We start from the raw sequence: 16,427 nt of genomic DNA on the forward strand, positions 1-16,427 counted from the left end.
AAGTGTGCTCCTGGGAGATACAGCGAAGTCAGGCGCGCAGCGCGAAGCTGCGCATGGACAAGGTTCCGTGATGGAAGCCCTCGAATACGGGGGTGAGACGGTCCTCGGGGAGGGCAGCTCCGAGGACGAAGTAGAGCGGCATCAAATGTTCGGCCCTTGGATGCGCGAGCCGCGCGTTCGGTGCATCCAACCATGACTGAAGGCCGGTGAAGTCTCGCGCCTCCAGCTTCTGCGCAATCCACGCATCGAAGGCCGCTGCCCACGGCTCGACGGACGCCGCCTTCTCCTGGAAATTCAGCCGGCGCAGGTTGTGGACGATGCCGCCGCTGCCCATCAACAGCACGCCCTGCGCGCGCAGCGGCCGGAGGAGTTCGCCCATCCGCGCGATGTCCGCGGGGCTCGCGCCCAGCGGCATGGAGACCTGGACGACGGGGAGCTTCGCCTCCGGGAAGGCATGCAGCAGCGGCACCCACGCGCCGTGGTCCCAGCCGCGCTCCGCGTCAGCCACGGTGGGCAACCCACCCGCCTTCAGCCGGGCGACCACGTCATGGGCCAGGGACGGCGCACCCGGCGCGCCGTAGCGCAGGCGGTAGAGCGGCTCGGGAAAGCCATAGAAGTCATGGATGAGCGACGGCTGCGCGCTGGCGGTGACGCGAATCTCGCCGGGCGTCTCCCAATGGGCGGACACCACCACCAGGGCCCGCGCCTGGGCCTCGCCGCCGAAGCAACGCAGCGCTTGCGGGTAGGCATCCGCGTCCAGGGCCACCATCGGTGAGCCGTGAGAGATGAACGCCGCGGGGGCCACGGCCTGGCCGCCGCCAGGACCACCCGCCCCCAGCACGCCCACCACCCCGGCCGCCGCCGCGCCTTGAAGCACCACGCGTCTGTCGAGTTCGTCGCCCATGACGGCCGCCTTCTAATGCAACCGGAGGACCACGACACCCAAAACTCCAACCTATTGGATTTGCTCCGCTCCCTAAACCTTCCGTGCAATGGACCTATCAAAACGATAGAGACTCCACTCATTCTGGAAGGAGTCTTACAGCGTGGGTGGCCGTTTCGAGCTGGACTTGAGTGAGCTGCTGTCGTTCGAGCCGGGGGGTGGGCTCATCCACTTCGGAGGCCAGCGCGTGCTGCTGATGGACCCGGTGGCGCTGGGGCTGCTGCGCAAGGAGCTCATCAAGCTGATGGGGATGACGGCGGCGCGCGGCACCTTCACGCGCCTGGGCTACGCGCACGGCTGGCGTACGGCCGAAGCGATGAAGGGCGCGGTTCCCTGGAAGGATGAATCCCTGTGGCGCCGTGCCGGCGGGCGGCTGCACACCCTCCAGGGACAGGTCCGGGTGGAGCCCGTCCAGCGCCGCGCGGACGAAGGCCCGGAGCCCTTCGCCGAAGCACAGTGGCACGACTCCTATGAAGCCGAGCAGCACCTGCTGCACCTGGGCCAGTCGGACCAGCCGGTGTGCTGGAGCCTCACCGGCTTCGCGTCCGGCTACATGAGCTACGTCAACGGCAAGCCCATCTACGGCACGGAGCTGCGCTGCGTGGGCAAGGGCGACGCGGCATGCCACTACGTGGGCCGCCCCGCCGAGGAGTGGAGCACCGAGTGCACGGAGGTGCTGCGCCTCTATGAAACCCAGTGCATGGAAGGAATGCTGGCGCAGGTGACGGAGGCGCTGCGGCAGGCGGAGCGCAAGCTGCGCGCGAAGCGGCAGTCGCTGGCGCGCGCGGGCGTGACGGAGGACCCGGCGGGCATGGTGGCGCGCTCGGAGGCGATGCAGCGAATCATCAACCTGGCGCGCAGGGTGGCGAAGGTGGACTCCACGGTGCTCGTCACGGGCGAGAGCGGCGTGGGCAAGGAGCGCATCGCCCGCCTCATCCATGACGAGTCAGGCCGCGCGCACAAGGCCTTCGTCGCCGTCAACTGCGCCGCCGTCACGGAAAGCCTGCTGGAGAGCGAGCTGTTCGGCCACGCGCGCGGCGCCTTCACCGGCGCCACCCACGACAGGGCCGGCCTCTTCGAAGCGGCCCATGGCGGTACCCTCTTCCTGGATGAAGTGGGCGAGGTGCCACCGTCCATGCAGGCCAAGCTGCTGCGCGTGCTGCAAGAGCGCGAGGTGCGCCGCGTGGGCGAGAATGCCAGCCGCAAGGTGGACGTGCGGCTGGTGGCCGCCACCAACCGCGACCTCGCGGAGGAGGTCCGCCAGGGGCGCTTCCGTCAGGACCTCTACTACCGGCTGCGCGTCATCGAGCTGAAGATTCCGCCGCTGCGTGAGCGCCGCGACGACGTGCTCCCCCTGGCGCGGCTGCTGCTCGCCGAGGCCGCGGAGCGCCTGGGCCGCAGGGTGTCGGGCCTGTCCCCGGACGCGGCGGACCAGTTGCTGCGCTATGCGTGGCCCGGCAACGTGCGTGAGCTGAGCAACGCCGTGGAGCGCGCGGTGGCGCTGTGCGAGGGCACTCGGGTGGAACGGGAGGACCTGCCGGAGGAGGTCCGCGCCGCGCCTCCCAGCCTGGTGCCCACCGGCAATCCACAGCGGCTGGAGGACATGGAGAAGCACTACATCCTGGCGGTGCTGGCGCAGAACGGCGGCAACCGCGCGCGCACCGCCGAGCAGCTCGACATCGGCGTGGCGACCCTCTACCGCAAGCTCAAGCAGTACGGCCACCCGGAGGCGGCCCACTGAGTCGCGAAGGGCCCGGCGTCAGTTGAGGTACTGGTCCCGGTCCGGCCGGTCCTGCCGCACCACCTGCAGGTGCTTGGAGCGGCCCTTCAACTGACGCTGCAGCCGCCAGTGCTGCAGGTGCAGCCACAGCTTGCGCGGGCTGGCCCCGCGCACGTAGGCGAACGCCATGCAGAGGCCGAGCAGGTCCGGCACCTGCGTCTGCCAGCCACTGGTGATGGCCGACAGGACGACGAAGCCCGCACCGATGCCCGCCAGCGCGTTGCCCGACAGCGGCAGCCCCCAGAAGTTCGTCTGCCCCCGGCCAATGGAGAGTCCGTAGGACACCCACAGCACCGACGTCATGACGTTGCCGCCCGCGTACGCCTGCACCGTCGCGCCGGGCACCAGCATGGCCAGCAGCGAGGTGATGAGGCCCGCGCTCACCGCGATGCCCAGCGCCACCATCAACAGGCGCCTGCTGCCCCAGATGGACTCCAGGTAGCCGCCAATGGACCAGGTGATGATGGCGCCGAAGATGATGCCGATGGGGCTGGACTCGATGAAGGCGTACGTCAGCGGCTGCCACAGGTAGAGCTTGCCGAACACCAGGTCCGGGAACAGCAGCAGCAAACCACCCGACTGCGACTTCGTGAGGTGGAACATCACGGAGCCCGCCACCAGCGCCACCGCCAACTTGGACGCCGTGGTCTCCAGGCCGGGCAGTCCCATGCCGCCGCCCCCGCCTCCGAAGCTCCTCATCGGTCGCATTCAGTACACCATCCTCTCGTTGCTCAGAGCCGTCCAAAGGTGGTGGAACACCGCTCGCTTCGCAACCCCAAATGACGAAGGGCGCCCATCCCCGATACCGGGGAAAGCGCCCTCGCACACTCACGCTTCGTCAACTGCCTCGCGGCCAATCAAGCCTTCGGCTTGTAGAAGAGCGTGATGGTCAAGCAGTGGAACTCCTTGTCGGAGGACTGCGTCACCACCCTGTCGACCACCTCGAGGTTGGAGTTCTCCTTGAGCCACTTGGTGATGTTCTCACCCATGTTCTCGCGGTCACGCGCGAGCGTGGTGGAGAACACCTTGACGCCCGTGAAGCTGATAACGCCCATTCCGACCCTCGTCATAAACCAGAGATTCTGGACGTTTACCCCGAGACGATTCCGCCATCAAGAATCGGGCCCGACAATCCGGCCCTTGCGCGTCCTGGGCATCCCACCCGGGAGGTGGGCTCCCGAGCCTCGCACGGAGCGCGCGGGCTCGGGGGCTGGAACGTCACCGGCCGCTGGCGGCCTTGCGCGACAGGCAGGTGACCTCGTCCTTGCAGGCCGGGCCAATGCCTTCGGGGTGTGCCGTCAGGGGCGTCTTGTCGCTCTCCTCCACGCTGCACACCACGCACTTGCGCTTGCGGTTGCGACGCTCGGCGCGGCGCTGCTCTGCGATGGCCTTGGCCCGCTCACGCGCCGTCTTCGCGTCCACCTCGTTGCTCATCTCGCGTCCTGGTTGGGAGTCCTGTGTCATCAGAGCGCCTCGACGAGCACCGCGATGCCCTGGCCGCCACCGATGCAGGCGGACCCGATACCATAGCGGGCGCCGCGACGCTTCAGCTCGTACACCAGCGTGGTGGTGATGCGCGCGCCGGAAGCCCCCAGCGGGTGCCCCACGGCGATGGCGCCGCCGTTGACGTTGGTGCGCTCACGGGGCAGCCCCAGCTCCTTCTCCACCGCCAGGTACTGCGGCGCGAAGGCCTCGTTGACCTCGAAGAGGTCGATGTCCGACAGCTGACACTGGGCGCGCTCCAGCAGCTGGCGGATGGCCGGCGCGGGGCCGATGCCCATGATTTTCGGGTCGCAGCCGGAGACGCCCCAGTTGACGAGCCGGGCAATGGGCTGCAGGCCGTGCTTCTTCACGAAGCTGCCGGTGGCCATCACCATGGAGCCGGCGCCGTCGCAGATGCCGCTGGCCGCGCCCGCGTGCACCACGCCGTCCTTCTTGAAGACCTTGGGCAGCTTGCGCAGGCTCTCCACCGACGTCTCCGGGCGGTTGTGCTCGTCCCGGGACACCACCGTCTCCCCCTTCTTCGTCTTCAGCGTGACGGGGGCGATTTCATCCTGGAAGCGGCCCGCCTCCTGCGCGGCGGCGAAGCGCTTCTGGGTGAGGACGGCGTACTCGTCCACCTGGTCCTGCGTGAGCGAGTAGTCCACCGCGAGCTGCTCGGCGGTGAGCGCCATGGCCTGGCCGGTGTAGCTGTCGGTGAGGGCCGTCCACAGCATGTCCTCCAGGCTGCCCTTGCCCAGCGGCAGGCCCCAGCGGGCGCCGCGGATGACGTGGGGGGCCTGGCTCATGGACTCGGTGCCACCGGCCAGCACGACGGCGGCCTGCTCGGTGAGCATCAGCTCCGCCGCCGTGATGAAGGCCTGGAAGCCGGAGCCGCACAGCCGGTTGACCCCCAGCGCGGGCACGGGGACGGGCACGCCGGTGCGCAGGCCCACGTGGCGCGGCAGGTAGATGGCGTCCGCGCTGGTCTGCACCACGTTGCCGTAGACGACGTGCTGGACGTCTTCCGGAGACACCTTCGCCTGGGCCAACGCAGCCTTCGCCGACTCCACGGCGAGGTCGGTGGCACTGAGGTCCTTCAGGCTTCCCCCGTAGGTACCGAACGGGGTGCGCTTGCCGGACAGGAAGTAGATTTCCTCGTTCTTGGACACGCTCTTCATGGTGGTCGTCTACCTACTCTCATGGGGCGCGCGGTGCACGCGCGCCGTGACGTCGTGACGTGTGGGACGGGCGGCCCTAGGGCGCACGCGGCCCGAAAAAGGCGCTGGCGACGATGGCAAGCGCGATGACGGTCCACAACAAACCTTGAAGGTTCTGTTTCCGGATTTCCTTGCGGCCGAGCCCCTGGTACCAGGAACGCCCGGCGGCCACCCTGCCTTCCCAGGTGAAATCCCCGGCGGGCTGCAACCCGTCCAGGCGGCGCAGGTGCGCGCGCAGCAGGCGGTCGGGCGGAGCGTCCTCCAGTGAACCCGCCAGATAGACGCCGGGCACCTCCAGCGCCGGGCGCCGGTAGTCCGCGGTGATGACGAAGCCCCCGGGGGCCAGGGGGGTGAGGAGGTACAGCCGGGGCACGCCGCCCTGCCCCTCATGGAGCGTGGCGAAGACGCGCTCACCCGGGTGGGCCCAATCGTAGGAGCGCGTGGCGCGCTGGAGGCGCGGCTTCTCCTCGTGGCTGCCCAGCGGCACGAACCCCAGCGCCTGGAGCTGGTTGGCGCGCCCCGACAGCTCCAGGGGCAAATCCATCTGGTCCGCGGGCGCCTCGGGCTCCACCCGCACGCTGGACGGGAAGAGGAAGAGGATGCTGCGCCACAGATTCATGGACAGCAGCACGAGCGCCAGCACCAGGCCGGCGACGGCGATGCCCAACTCGGCGAGGACGTTCATGAAGGGAGGACCTCCAGGTGCACCGCCCCCCGCGCCACGGGCGCGAGGAGCCATACGAGGGAGGTCAACAAGGCGGGCCGACCGGAGACCATGACTCCGGGACCCTAGCGGAAAGCGGCGCCCGCGTGCGCTGGCTTCAGCGCCGGGACGCGCTGGCTGGCAGCGTGCGCCAGCGCTCGACGTCCGCCGGGGTGAGCGGGTCCTCGCCGCGCAGGAACTGCTCCAGGTGCCCCAGCGAGTCCACGCCGAAGAACAGCTCGCTGTCCGCCAGACAGGTGGGCACGCCAAAGGCCCCGGCGGCCACCGCCGCCTCGGTGTTCCGCCGGACCCGGTCCTTCACCTCCTGCGTCTGGGCCGCCGCGAGCAGCGCCTGGGCGTCCAGCCCCGCGGCCTGAATCGCCGCGCCCACGGCCTCGGGCGACTCCGCCCCCTTCCCGCCGCCCCAGGCGGAGGCATACAGGGCGCTCACCAGCCGGCTCCGGGCCTCCACGTCCTCCACGGCGGCCGTCACGCGCAGCGCGAGCAGCGGGTTGAAGGGATGCGTCGGCGGCGGCGCGAAGGGCACGCCAAAGTCATGGGCGATGCGGAAGGTCTGCTTGAAGATGTAGGCCCGCTTGGGCACGACCTCCGCGGGACCGATGTTTCCCGTCGCGTTGAGCACCCCCGCGAGCAGCACGGGCACCGGCTCCACGGTGCGGCCATGGCGCGCGGCGAGCGCCGGCAGGCGCGTCCAGGCCAGGTAGGCATACGGCGAGATGAAATCCAGCAGGAACCGCAGAGGGGCGTGGGCCATGGCCCGAGTCTAACGCCCCACGTCCGGGCCGTGAGGACACAGTCCCGTCGACTTTCCCGCGTCACATCAGGCGCTCTGGCGCAGCTCCCCGGCGCGGCGCTGGAGCGCACCCCGCAGGGAGCTGGCCAGGGCCAGCAGGCTGGAGGCCCGGGCATCCATGAAGGCCGCCTCGGCCGCCTCCAGCGCCACCACGGAGGACTCCGCGTCCCGCGCGCGCTCCGCGAGCGCCAGGCGCACCAGCCCCACCTGGAGCACGTTGCCCGTCAGCTCCGCCAGCGCGAGCGCCCGGCGCAGGTGCGCCAGGCCCTCCTCACCGGGCAGCAGCGCCGCCAGCGCCCGGCGGGAGAGGATTTCATCCCACGGATTGGCCAGCACCGGGTCCGTGGCCCGCGCCAGCGCCGTCTCCGCCGCGTCCTGCGCCGCCACCAGGTTGCCCTGCTCCCGCTCGAAGCGGGACTGGTAGACGCGCAGCAGCGTCTCCATGCGGACGCCGCCCTCGCGCGCGGCGGCAAGGGCCGCGGGAAGTGAGCGGCGCGCCGCACCCGCATCCTCGAAGAGCACGTCGCGGCAGGCCTGATACACCCGCAGGTGACACTGGAGCCACCGGTCCTCCGGCAGCACCCGCGCCAGCGCCTCGGCGCGGGCCACCACCGCGGCCACGTGCTCGTGCTCGCCGCGCTCCAGGTAGTACGGCGGTGTGAAGAGGGCCAGGTTGCGCTCCATCAACCGGGGGTTGCCCAGCCGCCGCACCAGCTCCGTCTTCTCCGTGAAGGCCGGGACGAACGCCGCGCCGTCGCCCGTGAAGGCCGCGCGCGTCACCACCGCGAACAGATGGAAGCCGCGCACGTCCGTGAACCCATGGGCCTCCGCCACGGCGTACCCGTCGCGCAGCGCCTGCGCGTCCAGCGGCTCGCCGCGCAGCGCCAGGTTCATGTTCATCGTGAAGCCGCCCATGCCCAGCGCCCACGCCAGGCGCTTGGGGAGCCGGCCCATCACCTCGCACAGCCCGCGAAGCCGGTTCAGCTGCTCGTACTGCGTCTCCAGCACACCGGAGAAGCGGCCCGTGTAGGCACACAACTGGGCGGGCGCCAGTTGCACCGCGGCGCGGTAAGGCGACACCTCCGGCTGCTCGGCCCGCACGCGCTCCAGCAGCGCCGTCAGCTCCTCCGTGCGGCCCACGCTGGCCAGCGCCATGGCCTGGAGGATGCGCAGCTCGGCCTGCTTCCAGAAGACGTCCGCGGTGCTGGCGAACGTGTCCGCCTCCCGCTCGCGGAACAGCGCCTTCAGGCGCGCGGGACGCTCCGCTTCGGGCGCGGCGCACGCGGCCTCCAGCGCGGCCACCGCCTCCGTCCGCCCGTCCACCAGGTCCACCGTGGAGGTCCAGTGGTCGCTCAGCTTCCGCGCGAAGACGAGCGAGGTGGGCGGATCGCTCGAATAGCCCACCTCCACCATGGTCACCCAGATGCGCAGCAGCAGCCTGTCACGGCCCGGGAAGTCCGGCGCGGCCTCCAGCAGCATCGCCGCTTCCTTCAGCAGCAGCGTCGCCTCCAGCAGCGCCTGCGCCTCGATGGCGGCCCGGCCCGCGTCCAGCAGCGGGCCAATGGCCAGCTCCGGCTCCGACGAGCGCAGGTAGTGCCACCCCACCGTGCGCGACAGCTCCGGCCGCGACGAGTGCAGCGTCTGGAGCGCCAGCGCCACGCGGCCGTGCGCCACGCGCCGCGCCTCCTCGGGCGTGCTGTCGTAGACGGCCTGGTGCACGGTGTCGTGCGTGAAGACGTAGCGGCCCTCCACCTCCTGGAGGAACTGCCGCTCCACGATGCCGTCCAGCACCGCGAACAGCTCGGACTCGGGCAGCTCCGCCAGCGCGCGGAGCATGGGCAGCTCCAGGCTGCGCCCCGCGGGCGCCAATTGGCGCAGCAGCGACACCTGCTCCGCCGGAGCACTGCCCAGGCGCGCGAGCACCGCGTCGTGGATGCTGGCGGGCAGCGGCCGTGTGTCCAGCCCCTCGACGGCGCTCCACCGGCCGCCCACCCGCGTCAGCGCGCCTTCCTCCACCAGCGCGCGCAGGCACTCGGTGGCGAAGAAGGCATTGCCGCCCGTCGTCTCATGCAACCGCGTGACGAAGGCCTCCGGCACGGCCAGCCCCGGCAACGCCAGCTCCACCAGCGTGCGCACGTGCTCGGCGGCCAGCGGCTCCAGGTCCATGCGGGTGGTGATTTTCTCGTCCACCGTCTGGAAGGCCAGGCTCAGGCGGCTCAGCTCGCCGTTCCGGAACGTGCCCACCACCATGCCGCGCGTGCCGTACAGGGCGCGGATGAGGACGTTGAGCACCTCCAGCGTGGCGCTGTCGGCCCACTGCAGGTCCTCGAAGCACAGCACCAGCGTCATCCGCCGGCCCAGCGCCTGCACCCACTCCGCCAGCGCGCCGAAGAAGGCCAGCTTCTCCTCGCCCGCCACCGGATGCACTTCGCCCGCGTCCGGCGTCAGGCCCGGGAGCAGCTGCCGCAGCTTCGGCCCGAGGCGCTCCATCATCTCCGAGGGCGTGAGCGGCACCAGGCACCGCACCGCCTGGACGATGGGCGTCAACGGGGCCTGCCCCTCCGCGCGGCACTGGCCCCGGCCGAAGGGCAGCTCCGCCAGCTTCGCCTGGAGCTCGAACTCCTGGAGCAGCCGCGTCTTGCCCACGCCCGCGGGCGCGCCGATGAGCACCGCGCGCGACTGGCCCCAGTCCGCCTCGGCCAGGCCGTTCATCAGCGCTTCCAGCTCCGCGGCGCGGCCCACCACTTCCGGCACGTGCAGGTAGCTGGCGCGCGCCGACAGCGGCTCCTCCGGCATCGGCTCGCCGCTGGCGTGGCAGAGCGCCTCCATCAGCTCGCTGGCGTCCTGGAAGCGCTCGCGCGGATCCTTCGCCAACAGCAGGAGGATGATCTCCTCCAGCTGCGGATCCACCGGGCAAATCGTGGACGGCTTCGGCGGCGGCCGCGTCAGGTGGTCCGCCAGGAGCGCCGCCGGGGTGTTGCGCTTGAAGGGCAGCCGGCGCGTGACCAGGTAGTAGGCCATGACGCCCAGCGAATAGAGGTCCGCGCGCCCGTCGATGCTCGCGCCGCGCTGCCATTCCGGCGCCAGGTACTCCAGCGTGCCCTTGAGGCGGCCGGGGCTGGGGGTGCCCAGCTGGTGCATGACGCCGAAGTCCATCAGCTTCACCGCGCCCGCGCTGGTGATGCGGATGTTGCTGGCCTTGATGTCGCAATGCACGTACAGCCGCGAGTGCAGGAAGGCCAGGACCTGGGACATCTGGATGAGCACGCGGTACAGCGTGCGCGTGTCCAGTGGCGACTCACGCCCCAGCGAGCTCAGGTCCTGCCCGTCCACCACCTCCATGGTGATGAAGCGGTTGCCGGCCTCCGTCATGCCCCAGTCGAAGACCTTGAGGGTGCCGGGGTGCTGGAGCTTCTTCATGGCGAAGAACTCGTGCCGGAACATCAGCACCAGCTCCTCCGTCTTGCCCGCCGTCAGGCCCGCGGGGACCTGCATCTCCTTGAGCGCCACCCGGCGGTGCTCGTGCAGGTCCGTGGCCAGCCAGATGCGGCCCATGCCGCCTTCGCCCAGCAGCCCCTCCACCCGGTAGCGCCCCGTCACCACCATGCCCACGGCCAACGAGCGGCGCTCCCCGGCGCGCGCTCCCGGCAGGGTGATGGGCGTGCGGATGCGGTCCCCCCACGAACTTGGAGGACGGCTGCGCTCGTCCAGGACTGCTGTCTTCTCCTCGTCGCTCACGAAGGGGAACCGGCGGGGTCAGCGAAATGCAGAAGTTCATGGGATATCACGTTTCCTTGCGACAGGCACACATCATCAGTGCAGTGTCGGCGTTGAGTGTCGCACCGCGCATGCGGCCCCAGGCGACAAGCACCTGACAACACGGGCCTCGGCTGGGCGGCGGCCTGGCAGCCCGGCCCGAAGCCCCGGACGCGTGGGTGCACATCCTCCCTCGAAGGCGCCGGCCGGGTGAGCGGGCCACGAGGGTGATGGATGAGGGACGCGGGCTGGAGGACGTGGCTGGGGGCGGGCGTGGGGGCGTTGCTGCTGACGGCATGCCACACGTCGGAGGAGGAGACACCGCCGGACCTCGATGACGTGGCGGCGGCGACGGTGACGCTGGAGCCGGGCCACTGCGCGGGCGTGGTGGTGGAAGACGGCCGGCACATTCTCACCGCCGCGCACTGCCTCCGGAATGAGGACACGCGGGTGCCCTTGTCCTTCCTGGGCGGACGCCGGATGGACGGCAGCGCCGTGCACGTGGACCGGGGCCGGGACATCGCCGTCCTCCGCCTGGACGCGCCAGCGCCCGTGCGTCCACTGGACGTCGCCCAGGCCCTGCCCGCTCCGGGCGAGCCGCTGGTGTTCGCGGGCCGCAATGACCGTCCCAACGAGCCTCAGCAGGCCGTGCTGGAGCGGCTGGGCCGCTGCCCTTCGCTTCCCGAGGTGCCCGCCGCGCTCTTCACCACCATCCGGGGCCGGCCGGGAGACTCCGGCGCGCCGTTGGTGGACGCGCGCATGCAGGTGGTGGGGCTGGTCCACGGCGGGGCCGCCTGCCGCATCGCCGCGCCCACCGCGGGGCTCGCGGAGGTGGTGGCGCGGCTGTCGCGAAAGGGACCGGCCCTGGCCCGGCAGGCGCCGCCTCCGCCTCGCCAGGCCGCCCTCCCGCCAGTGGGCCCTGGCGTCGTTGCCCCAGGGGCCGCCCGCTCCGAACTTGAAGCGAACGGGGCGGAACCTCACGCCCTCCCGACCCACGGAGACGGCACCATGGCTGGCAAGAAGGACAAGGGCCCCCAGGACGCGCGGCCCAGGGACATTGGAGATGACCAGCAGGCGAGCTTCCACGCCGGGGAGAATTTCCAACCGCGCAACCGCGGGCAGGTGGCGGACGCGCAGGACCGTGGCGCGGCGGACGCCTCCCGGCACCTCGCCCACGAGCACGGCGACGCGGCGCCCCATGCCGACACGCCGTGGGAGGCGCGCGTGGAGCGCGGCGAGGAGTGGACGTCCCAAGATGTCCCCGAGAGGGAAGCCCGAGGCGACGAGGAGCCCGACTCCGCCGTCTCGCGTCAGGGCCTCGTGAGCCCCCCTCCGGAGGAGTAGGCGCCGCGCCGCGGCCCCCACGGACCCGAGGGGTGCTGAGCACCCCCTCTTGCCCCGGCTGGCGCGTGGGGTGATGCTGGGCCTTTCGCCGGGGGAGAGCGTGTGCACCGGGCACCGCCGGGCGGCAGCCTCCCTGAGAGTCGGGGTGTCGTGAAGCCGAAGGTCCTCATCGTCGAGAATTCGTGGACGATGCGGGAGACGCTCCGTCTCCTGCTCTCCGGCGAGTTTGACTGCACCACGGCGGCCGATGGCGAGTCGGGGCTTCAGCAGGCCCTGGCGCACCCGCCCGATGTGCTCATCTCCGATGTGAACATGGACGGAATGGACGGCTACGCGCTCTGTGGCCACTTCCGCTCCGAGCCCACGCTCAAGCACATCCCCGTCATCTTTGTCAGCGGCTATGCGCCTCGCACGGAAGGGCCCGCGGACCAGCCCGTCCCGGACGCCTACCTGGTCAAGCCGGTGAAGCCGCCCGTGCTCATCGCCCAGCTTCACGCGCTGCTGGCTCGCACGGAGGCCGTCACCCCGGCCGCGCCCACCATCCAGCCCGCGTGGAAGAGCTGAGACCGCTCACCTCGAAGCCCCCCGGCACGGCGCGCCCCGAGTGAGAAGACGGGCGCCGGCCCCGCTGGAACGCGGGACGGTCGCAGGGCGCCCGGGCGTTGCCGCCAATGAACGGGTGACACGCGAGGTGCTCCAGTGGCGATTCGACTCAAGCGGGCGTACGAGGCAGCAAGCCGCACGGATGGGCGGCGCTTCCTGGTGGAACGGCTGTGGCCGCGAGGCGTGCGGAAGACAGCGCTTCCCCTCGAAGCCTGGCTGAAGGACGCAGCCCCCAGCACCGAGCTGCGGAAGTGGTTTGCACACGACCCCGACCGCTGGTCCGAGTTCTGCCGAAGATACTCCGCCGAGCTCGCGGCGAATCCCGCGGCATGGCAGCCCCTGCTCGAAGCCGCGCGCCACGGCACGGTGACGCTCGTCTACAGCGCCCACGACACCGAGCACAACAACGCGGCGGCCCTCCAACAGTTCCTCGAAGAGGCATCCGGTGGCGCCGATCCGAAGAAGGCTCCATGTGCCCCGCGGCGAGGCCGGGGCCGCTCGACGCGACACACCTGACGTGCCGCCAAGGGAAAGCGCGCCGTGGCTCAACTCCTTCCGGTACGTGGAGTCGCCGAAGGGACTCAGCAGCAGCGGGACGTGGTCGTGCGCGTCCGGCGCCATGAGCTCGAACACCCCCGTCATCGGCGGGTGGAAACCGCGCACGCCGGCAGGCTGCTCGGCGGGGCGCGAGGGGACGCGCATGGGCCTCATCGTCCCCGCGCACCGCGTCAGTGAGCCAAGGCGCCCCGGAATGACGGGGAATTGTCCAAAACCCCAAGGGTTCACTGGAGATTGCGCCGCCTTCCACGCTTCCCCCACTGGGCTGCTTGGCTATGCTGCGCGCCCTTCGTTTCCGCCCGAGGTGAATCCGCGTGATCAACGCCCATACCCGCGTCCCGCCGCCGAAGAACGAGCCTGTCCTCTCCTATGCGCCCGGCACCGCCGAGCGCCGGGAGGTGCAAGCCGAGCTGAAGCGCATGGCCGGTGAGCAGATCGACATCCCCGTCATCATCGGCGGCAAGCACATCCGCACCGGCAAGACGGACACGGTGCGCATGCCGCACAACCACCAGCACGTGCTGGCCACACTGCACGAGGCGGACGCCAGCCACGCGGAGCAGGCCATCCAGGCCGCCCTGGCCGTCAAGGACGACTGGGCGCGCATGCCCTTCCAGTCGCGCGCCGCCATCTTCCTGCGCGCCGCGGAGCTGCTGGCCACGCGCTACCGCCCCATCCTCAACGCCGCCACCATGCTGGGGCAGGGAAAGACGGCCCACCAGGCGGAGATTGACGCCGCGTGCGAGGCCATCGACTTCATTCGCTTCAACGTGCACTTCGCCGAGCAGATTCTCGGCTGGCAGCCGGAGGCCGCGTACCAGACGTGGAACATGACGGACTACCGCCCGCTGGACGGCTTCGTCTTCGCGGTGGCCCCGTTCAACTTCACGGCCATTGCCCTCAACCTGGCCACCGCGCCGGCCATCATGGGCAACGTGGTGCTCTTCAAGCCGTCGTCCACCGCGGCCCTGAGCGCCTGGTACATCATGGAGCTGCTGCGCGAGGCGGGCCTGCCCGACGGCGTCATCAACATGCTCCCGGGTGATGGCCCCACGGTGGGCAACCCCGTGCTGGCCAGCCCGCACCTGGGCGGCATCCACTTCACCGGCTCCACGCCGACGTTCAACGCCATGTGGCGCACGGTGGGCGAGAACATCTCCCGCTACAAGCAGTACCCCCGCATCGTCGGCGAGACGGGCGGCAAGGACTTCATCGTCGCCCACCCGTCCGCGGCGGACGACCTGGAGGCGCTCGCGGTGGCCATCGTCCGTGGCGGCTTCGAGTACCAGGGCCAGAAGTGCTCCGCCGCCAGCCGCGTCTTCATCCCCGAATCCCTGTGGCCCAAGCTGAAGCCGCGCCTCCAGGCGCTCATCAGCGAGATTCGCATGGGTGACGTGTCGGACTTCCGCAACTTCATGGGCGCCGTCATCGACGAGAAGTCCTTCAAGAAGGTCTCCTCGTACATCGACCTGGCCAAGAGCGACAGCGGGGCCAGCATCGTGGCCGGCGGCGACGTGGACCAGAAGCAGGGCTGGTTCGTGAAGCCCACGCTGGTGCAGCTCGACAGCCCCACCCACCGCATCCTCCGCGAGGAGATCTTCGCGCCGCTGGTGGGCCTGCACGTCTACCCGGATGCCAAGTACGAGGAGACGCTGCGCGAGGTCGACCAGGCCGCGTCCTACGCCCTCACTGGCGCGGTGTTCGCGCGCGACCGGAAGGCCATCGACACGGCGCTGCGCGAGCTGCGCCACGCGGCGGGCAACTTCTACATCAACGACAAGCCCACCGGCGCTGTCGTGGGCCAGCAGCCCTTCGGCGGCGGCCGCGCGTCCGGCACCAACGACAAGGCGGGCTCGGCCCTCAACCTGGTGCGGTGGACCAGCCCCCGCACCATCAAGGAGACCTTCGTCCCGCCCGTGAAGGTGCCCTACCCCTTCATGGACAACGACCCGAACGAAGGCGCCATCTGAGGCACGCATGAACGGTCCGTTCCCCGGCATCGCAGGCCTGGACACGTACGCTCTGGTGGACGGCGGGTGCCGCGTGGAGGTCCTTCCTTCACGCGGGGCCCTCGTCAGCCGGATGTGCGTGGACGGTGACGAGTTGCTGTACCTCGACGAGGCCACCGTCGCGGACCCGGCGAAGAACGTGCGCGGGGGCATCCCCGTGCTGTTCCCCAATGCCGGGCCGCTACCCGGGGACACCTATTCCGTGGACCGTCAGCAGTACACGCTGCCGCAGCACGGCTTCGCGCGGAAACTGCCGTGGAAGGTGCGGCAGGCGGACACGTCACGGCTGGTGGTGGAGCTGTCTTCCAACGAGGAGACGCTGCGCCACTTCCCGTGGCGGTTCGACGCACGGCTCACCTTCTCGCTGGCTGGCCAACGGCTCACGCTGGAGAGCGCGTTCGAGAACCGGGACACGCGGCCCATGCCGCTGCACCTGGGCTTTCATCCGTACTTCCGCGTGCCGGACGCGGCGAAGGCCCAAGCGGGCGTGGACACGGACGCCACGCGCGCGTGGGACAACTGGCGCAAGCAGGACGTGAACGTCACCGGGCTGAACCTCACCGAGGAGGAAGTGGACCTTCACTTGAAGGACCACTCGAAGCCGGGAACGACGTTGGAGCGGGGCCCTGGGCTCAAGCCCATTCGCCTGTCGTGGAGCCCCGAGTACCGCGTCCTCGTCGTGTGGACGCTGCGTGGGAAGGACTTTGTCTGCGTGGAGCCGTGGACCGCCGCCAAGGGTGCGCTGGCCACGGGCGAAGGGCTGCCGCACGTGCAGCCTGGAACTCGGACGTCGCTTCGCTTCGACATCCAAGGCTGAGCGGCAGGGCCCGGAGCCCCCCGGGGCGACTCCTGCACCTTGCTGTTCGGAAATGTCGGGACATTTGCCGGCGGTTTCAGCCGGTCATCGCAACACTTTGAGCGAATACCTCTGCGGGGGTACGCCAGTCGAGTGTCTGGCGGGGGCGGGTGTTGAGTTGATGGGCGACGGCGTCGAGTTGGGCGCGCGACAGGCCGCTCAAGTCCAGGCCCTTGGGGAAGTACTGGCGCAGTAGTCCGTTGGTGTTCTCGTTGCTGCCGCGTTGCCACGGGCTGTGGGGGTCGCAGAAATAGACTTGGACGTCGGTGTCGATGGTGAAGCGCGCGTGCTCGGCCATCTCCTTGCCCTGGTCCCAGGTGAGGCTGCGGCGCAGGGCCTGCGGCAGCTGGCCAATCTGCTGG

At 70.4% G+C, this 16,427-nt stretch carries 15 protein-coding genes; 6 read left to right on the forward strand and 9 right to left on the reverse strand.

The window, feature by feature from the left end:
- Positions 1–28 precede the first annotated feature (28 nt).
- Positions 29–904, reverse strand: coding sequence for a dioxygenase family protein (locus BLU09_RS16130; RefSeq protein ID WP_090490419.1), 876 nt, complete (start codon positions 902–904; stop codon positions 29–31).
- 142 nt (positions 905–1,046) lie between these two features.
- On the opposite strand from BLU09_RS16130, the gene BLU09_RS16135 reads away from it, so the two are divergent.
- The gene (locus BLU09_RS16135; RefSeq protein WP_090490420.1) at positions 1,047–2,684 is read left to right on the forward strand and encodes a sigma-54-dependent Fis family transcriptional regulator; all 1,638 of its coding nucleotides are present in this window, start codon (positions 1,047–1,049) and stop codon (positions 2,682–2,684) included.
- An 18-nt stretch (positions 2,685–2,702) separates the two neighbouring features.
- Here the strand turns inward: BLU09_RS16135 and BLU09_RS16140 are convergent, their stop codons facing one another.
- From BLU09_RS16140 to BLU09_RS16170, 7 genes are all read right to left on the reverse strand, one after another.
- A complete protein-coding gene (locus BLU09_RS16140; RefSeq protein ID WP_090490421.1) occupies positions 2,703–3,431 on the reverse strand; it encodes a DUF1751 domain-containing protein in 729 nt (242 codons plus the stop codon).
- A 149-nt stretch (positions 3,432–3,580) separates the two neighbouring features.
- On the reverse strand, positions 3,581–3,778 hold the full coding sequence (locus BLU09_RS16145) for a hypothetical protein (RefSeq protein ID WP_013938428.1): 198 nt from the start codon (positions 3,776–3,778) through the stop codon (positions 3,581–3,583).
- 163 nt (positions 3,779–3,941) lie between these two features.
- Entirely contained in the window at positions 3,942–4,157 is a 216-nt protein-coding gene (locus tag BLU09_RS16150; protein ID WP_026113800.1) for a hypothetical protein, read from the reverse strand.
- A gap of 29 nt (positions 4,158–4,186) precedes the next feature.
- Positions 4,187–5,383, reverse strand: a complete 1,197-nt coding sequence (locus BLU09_RS16155) for an acetyl-CoA C-acetyltransferase (RefSeq protein ID WP_090490422.1) — start codon at positions 5,381–5,383, stop codon at positions 4,187–4,189.
- A gap of 76 nt (positions 5,384–5,459) precedes the next feature.
- Positions 5,460–6,107: a hypothetical protein gene (locus BLU09_RS16160; protein WP_090490423.1), complete on the reverse strand. Its 648-nt coding sequence runs from the start codon at positions 6,105–6,107 to the stop codon at positions 5,460–5,462.
- Between the two features lie 136 nt (positions 6,108–6,243).
- Positions 6,244–6,900, reverse strand: coding sequence for a 2-hydroxychromene-2-carboxylate isomerase (locus tag BLU09_RS16165; protein WP_090490424.1), 657 nt, complete (start codon positions 6,898–6,900; stop codon positions 6,244–6,246).
- Positions 6,901–6,966: 66 nt separating this feature from the next.
- Positions 6,967–10,551 (reverse strand): protein kinase domain-containing protein, encoded by a 3,585-nt coding sequence (locus BLU09_RS16170; protein ID WP_090490455.1) that lies wholly within the window; start codon positions 10,549–10,551, stop codon positions 6,967–6,969.
- Between the two features lie 378 nt (positions 10,552–10,929).
- Here BLU09_RS16170 and BLU09_RS39395 point away from each other — a divergent pair, with 378 nt between their 5' ends.
- From BLU09_RS39395 to BLU09_RS16200, 5 genes are all read left to right on the forward strand, one after another.
- On the forward strand, positions 10,930–12,039 hold the full coding sequence (locus tag BLU09_RS39395; protein ID WP_244171758.1) for a S1 family peptidase: 1,110 nt from the start codon (positions 10,930–10,932) through the stop codon (positions 12,037–12,039).
- A gap of 150 nt (positions 12,040–12,189) precedes the next feature.
- Positions 12,190–12,603: a response regulator gene (locus BLU09_RS16185; protein ID WP_167371092.1), complete on the forward strand. Its 414-nt coding sequence runs from the start codon at positions 12,190–12,192 to the stop codon at positions 12,601–12,603.
- A gap of 135 nt (positions 12,604–12,738) precedes the next feature.
- On the forward strand, positions 12,739–13,158 hold the full coding sequence (locus tag BLU09_RS16190; protein WP_090490426.1) for a DUF488 domain-containing protein: 420 nt from the start codon (positions 12,739–12,741) through the stop codon (positions 13,156–13,158).
- A 356-nt stretch (positions 13,159–13,514) separates the two neighbouring features.
- The gene (gene pruA, locus BLU09_RS16195) at positions 13,515–15,170 is read left to right on the forward strand and encodes an L-glutamate gamma-semialdehyde dehydrogenase (protein ID WP_090490427.1); all 1,656 of its coding nucleotides are present in this window, start codon (positions 13,515–13,517) and stop codon (positions 15,168–15,170) included.
- Between the two features lie 7 nt (positions 15,171–15,177).
- Positions 15,178–16,026: an aldose epimerase family protein gene (locus BLU09_RS16200; protein WP_090490428.1), complete on the forward strand. Its 849-nt coding sequence runs from the start codon at positions 15,178–15,180 to the stop codon at positions 16,024–16,026.
- 76 nt (positions 16,027–16,102) lie between these two features.
- On the opposite strand, the gene BLU09_RS16205 is transcribed toward BLU09_RS16200, so the two are convergent.
- A partial coding sequence (locus BLU09_RS16205) for an IS30 family transposase (RefSeq protein ID WP_143043141.1) occupies positions 16,103–16,427 on the reverse strand: 325 nt, incomplete at its 5' end.

Source organism: Myxococcus virescens (assembly GCF_900101905.1).
Lineage (GTDB): Bacteria > Myxococcota > Myxococcia > Myxococcales > Myxococcaceae > Myxococcus > Myxococcus virescens.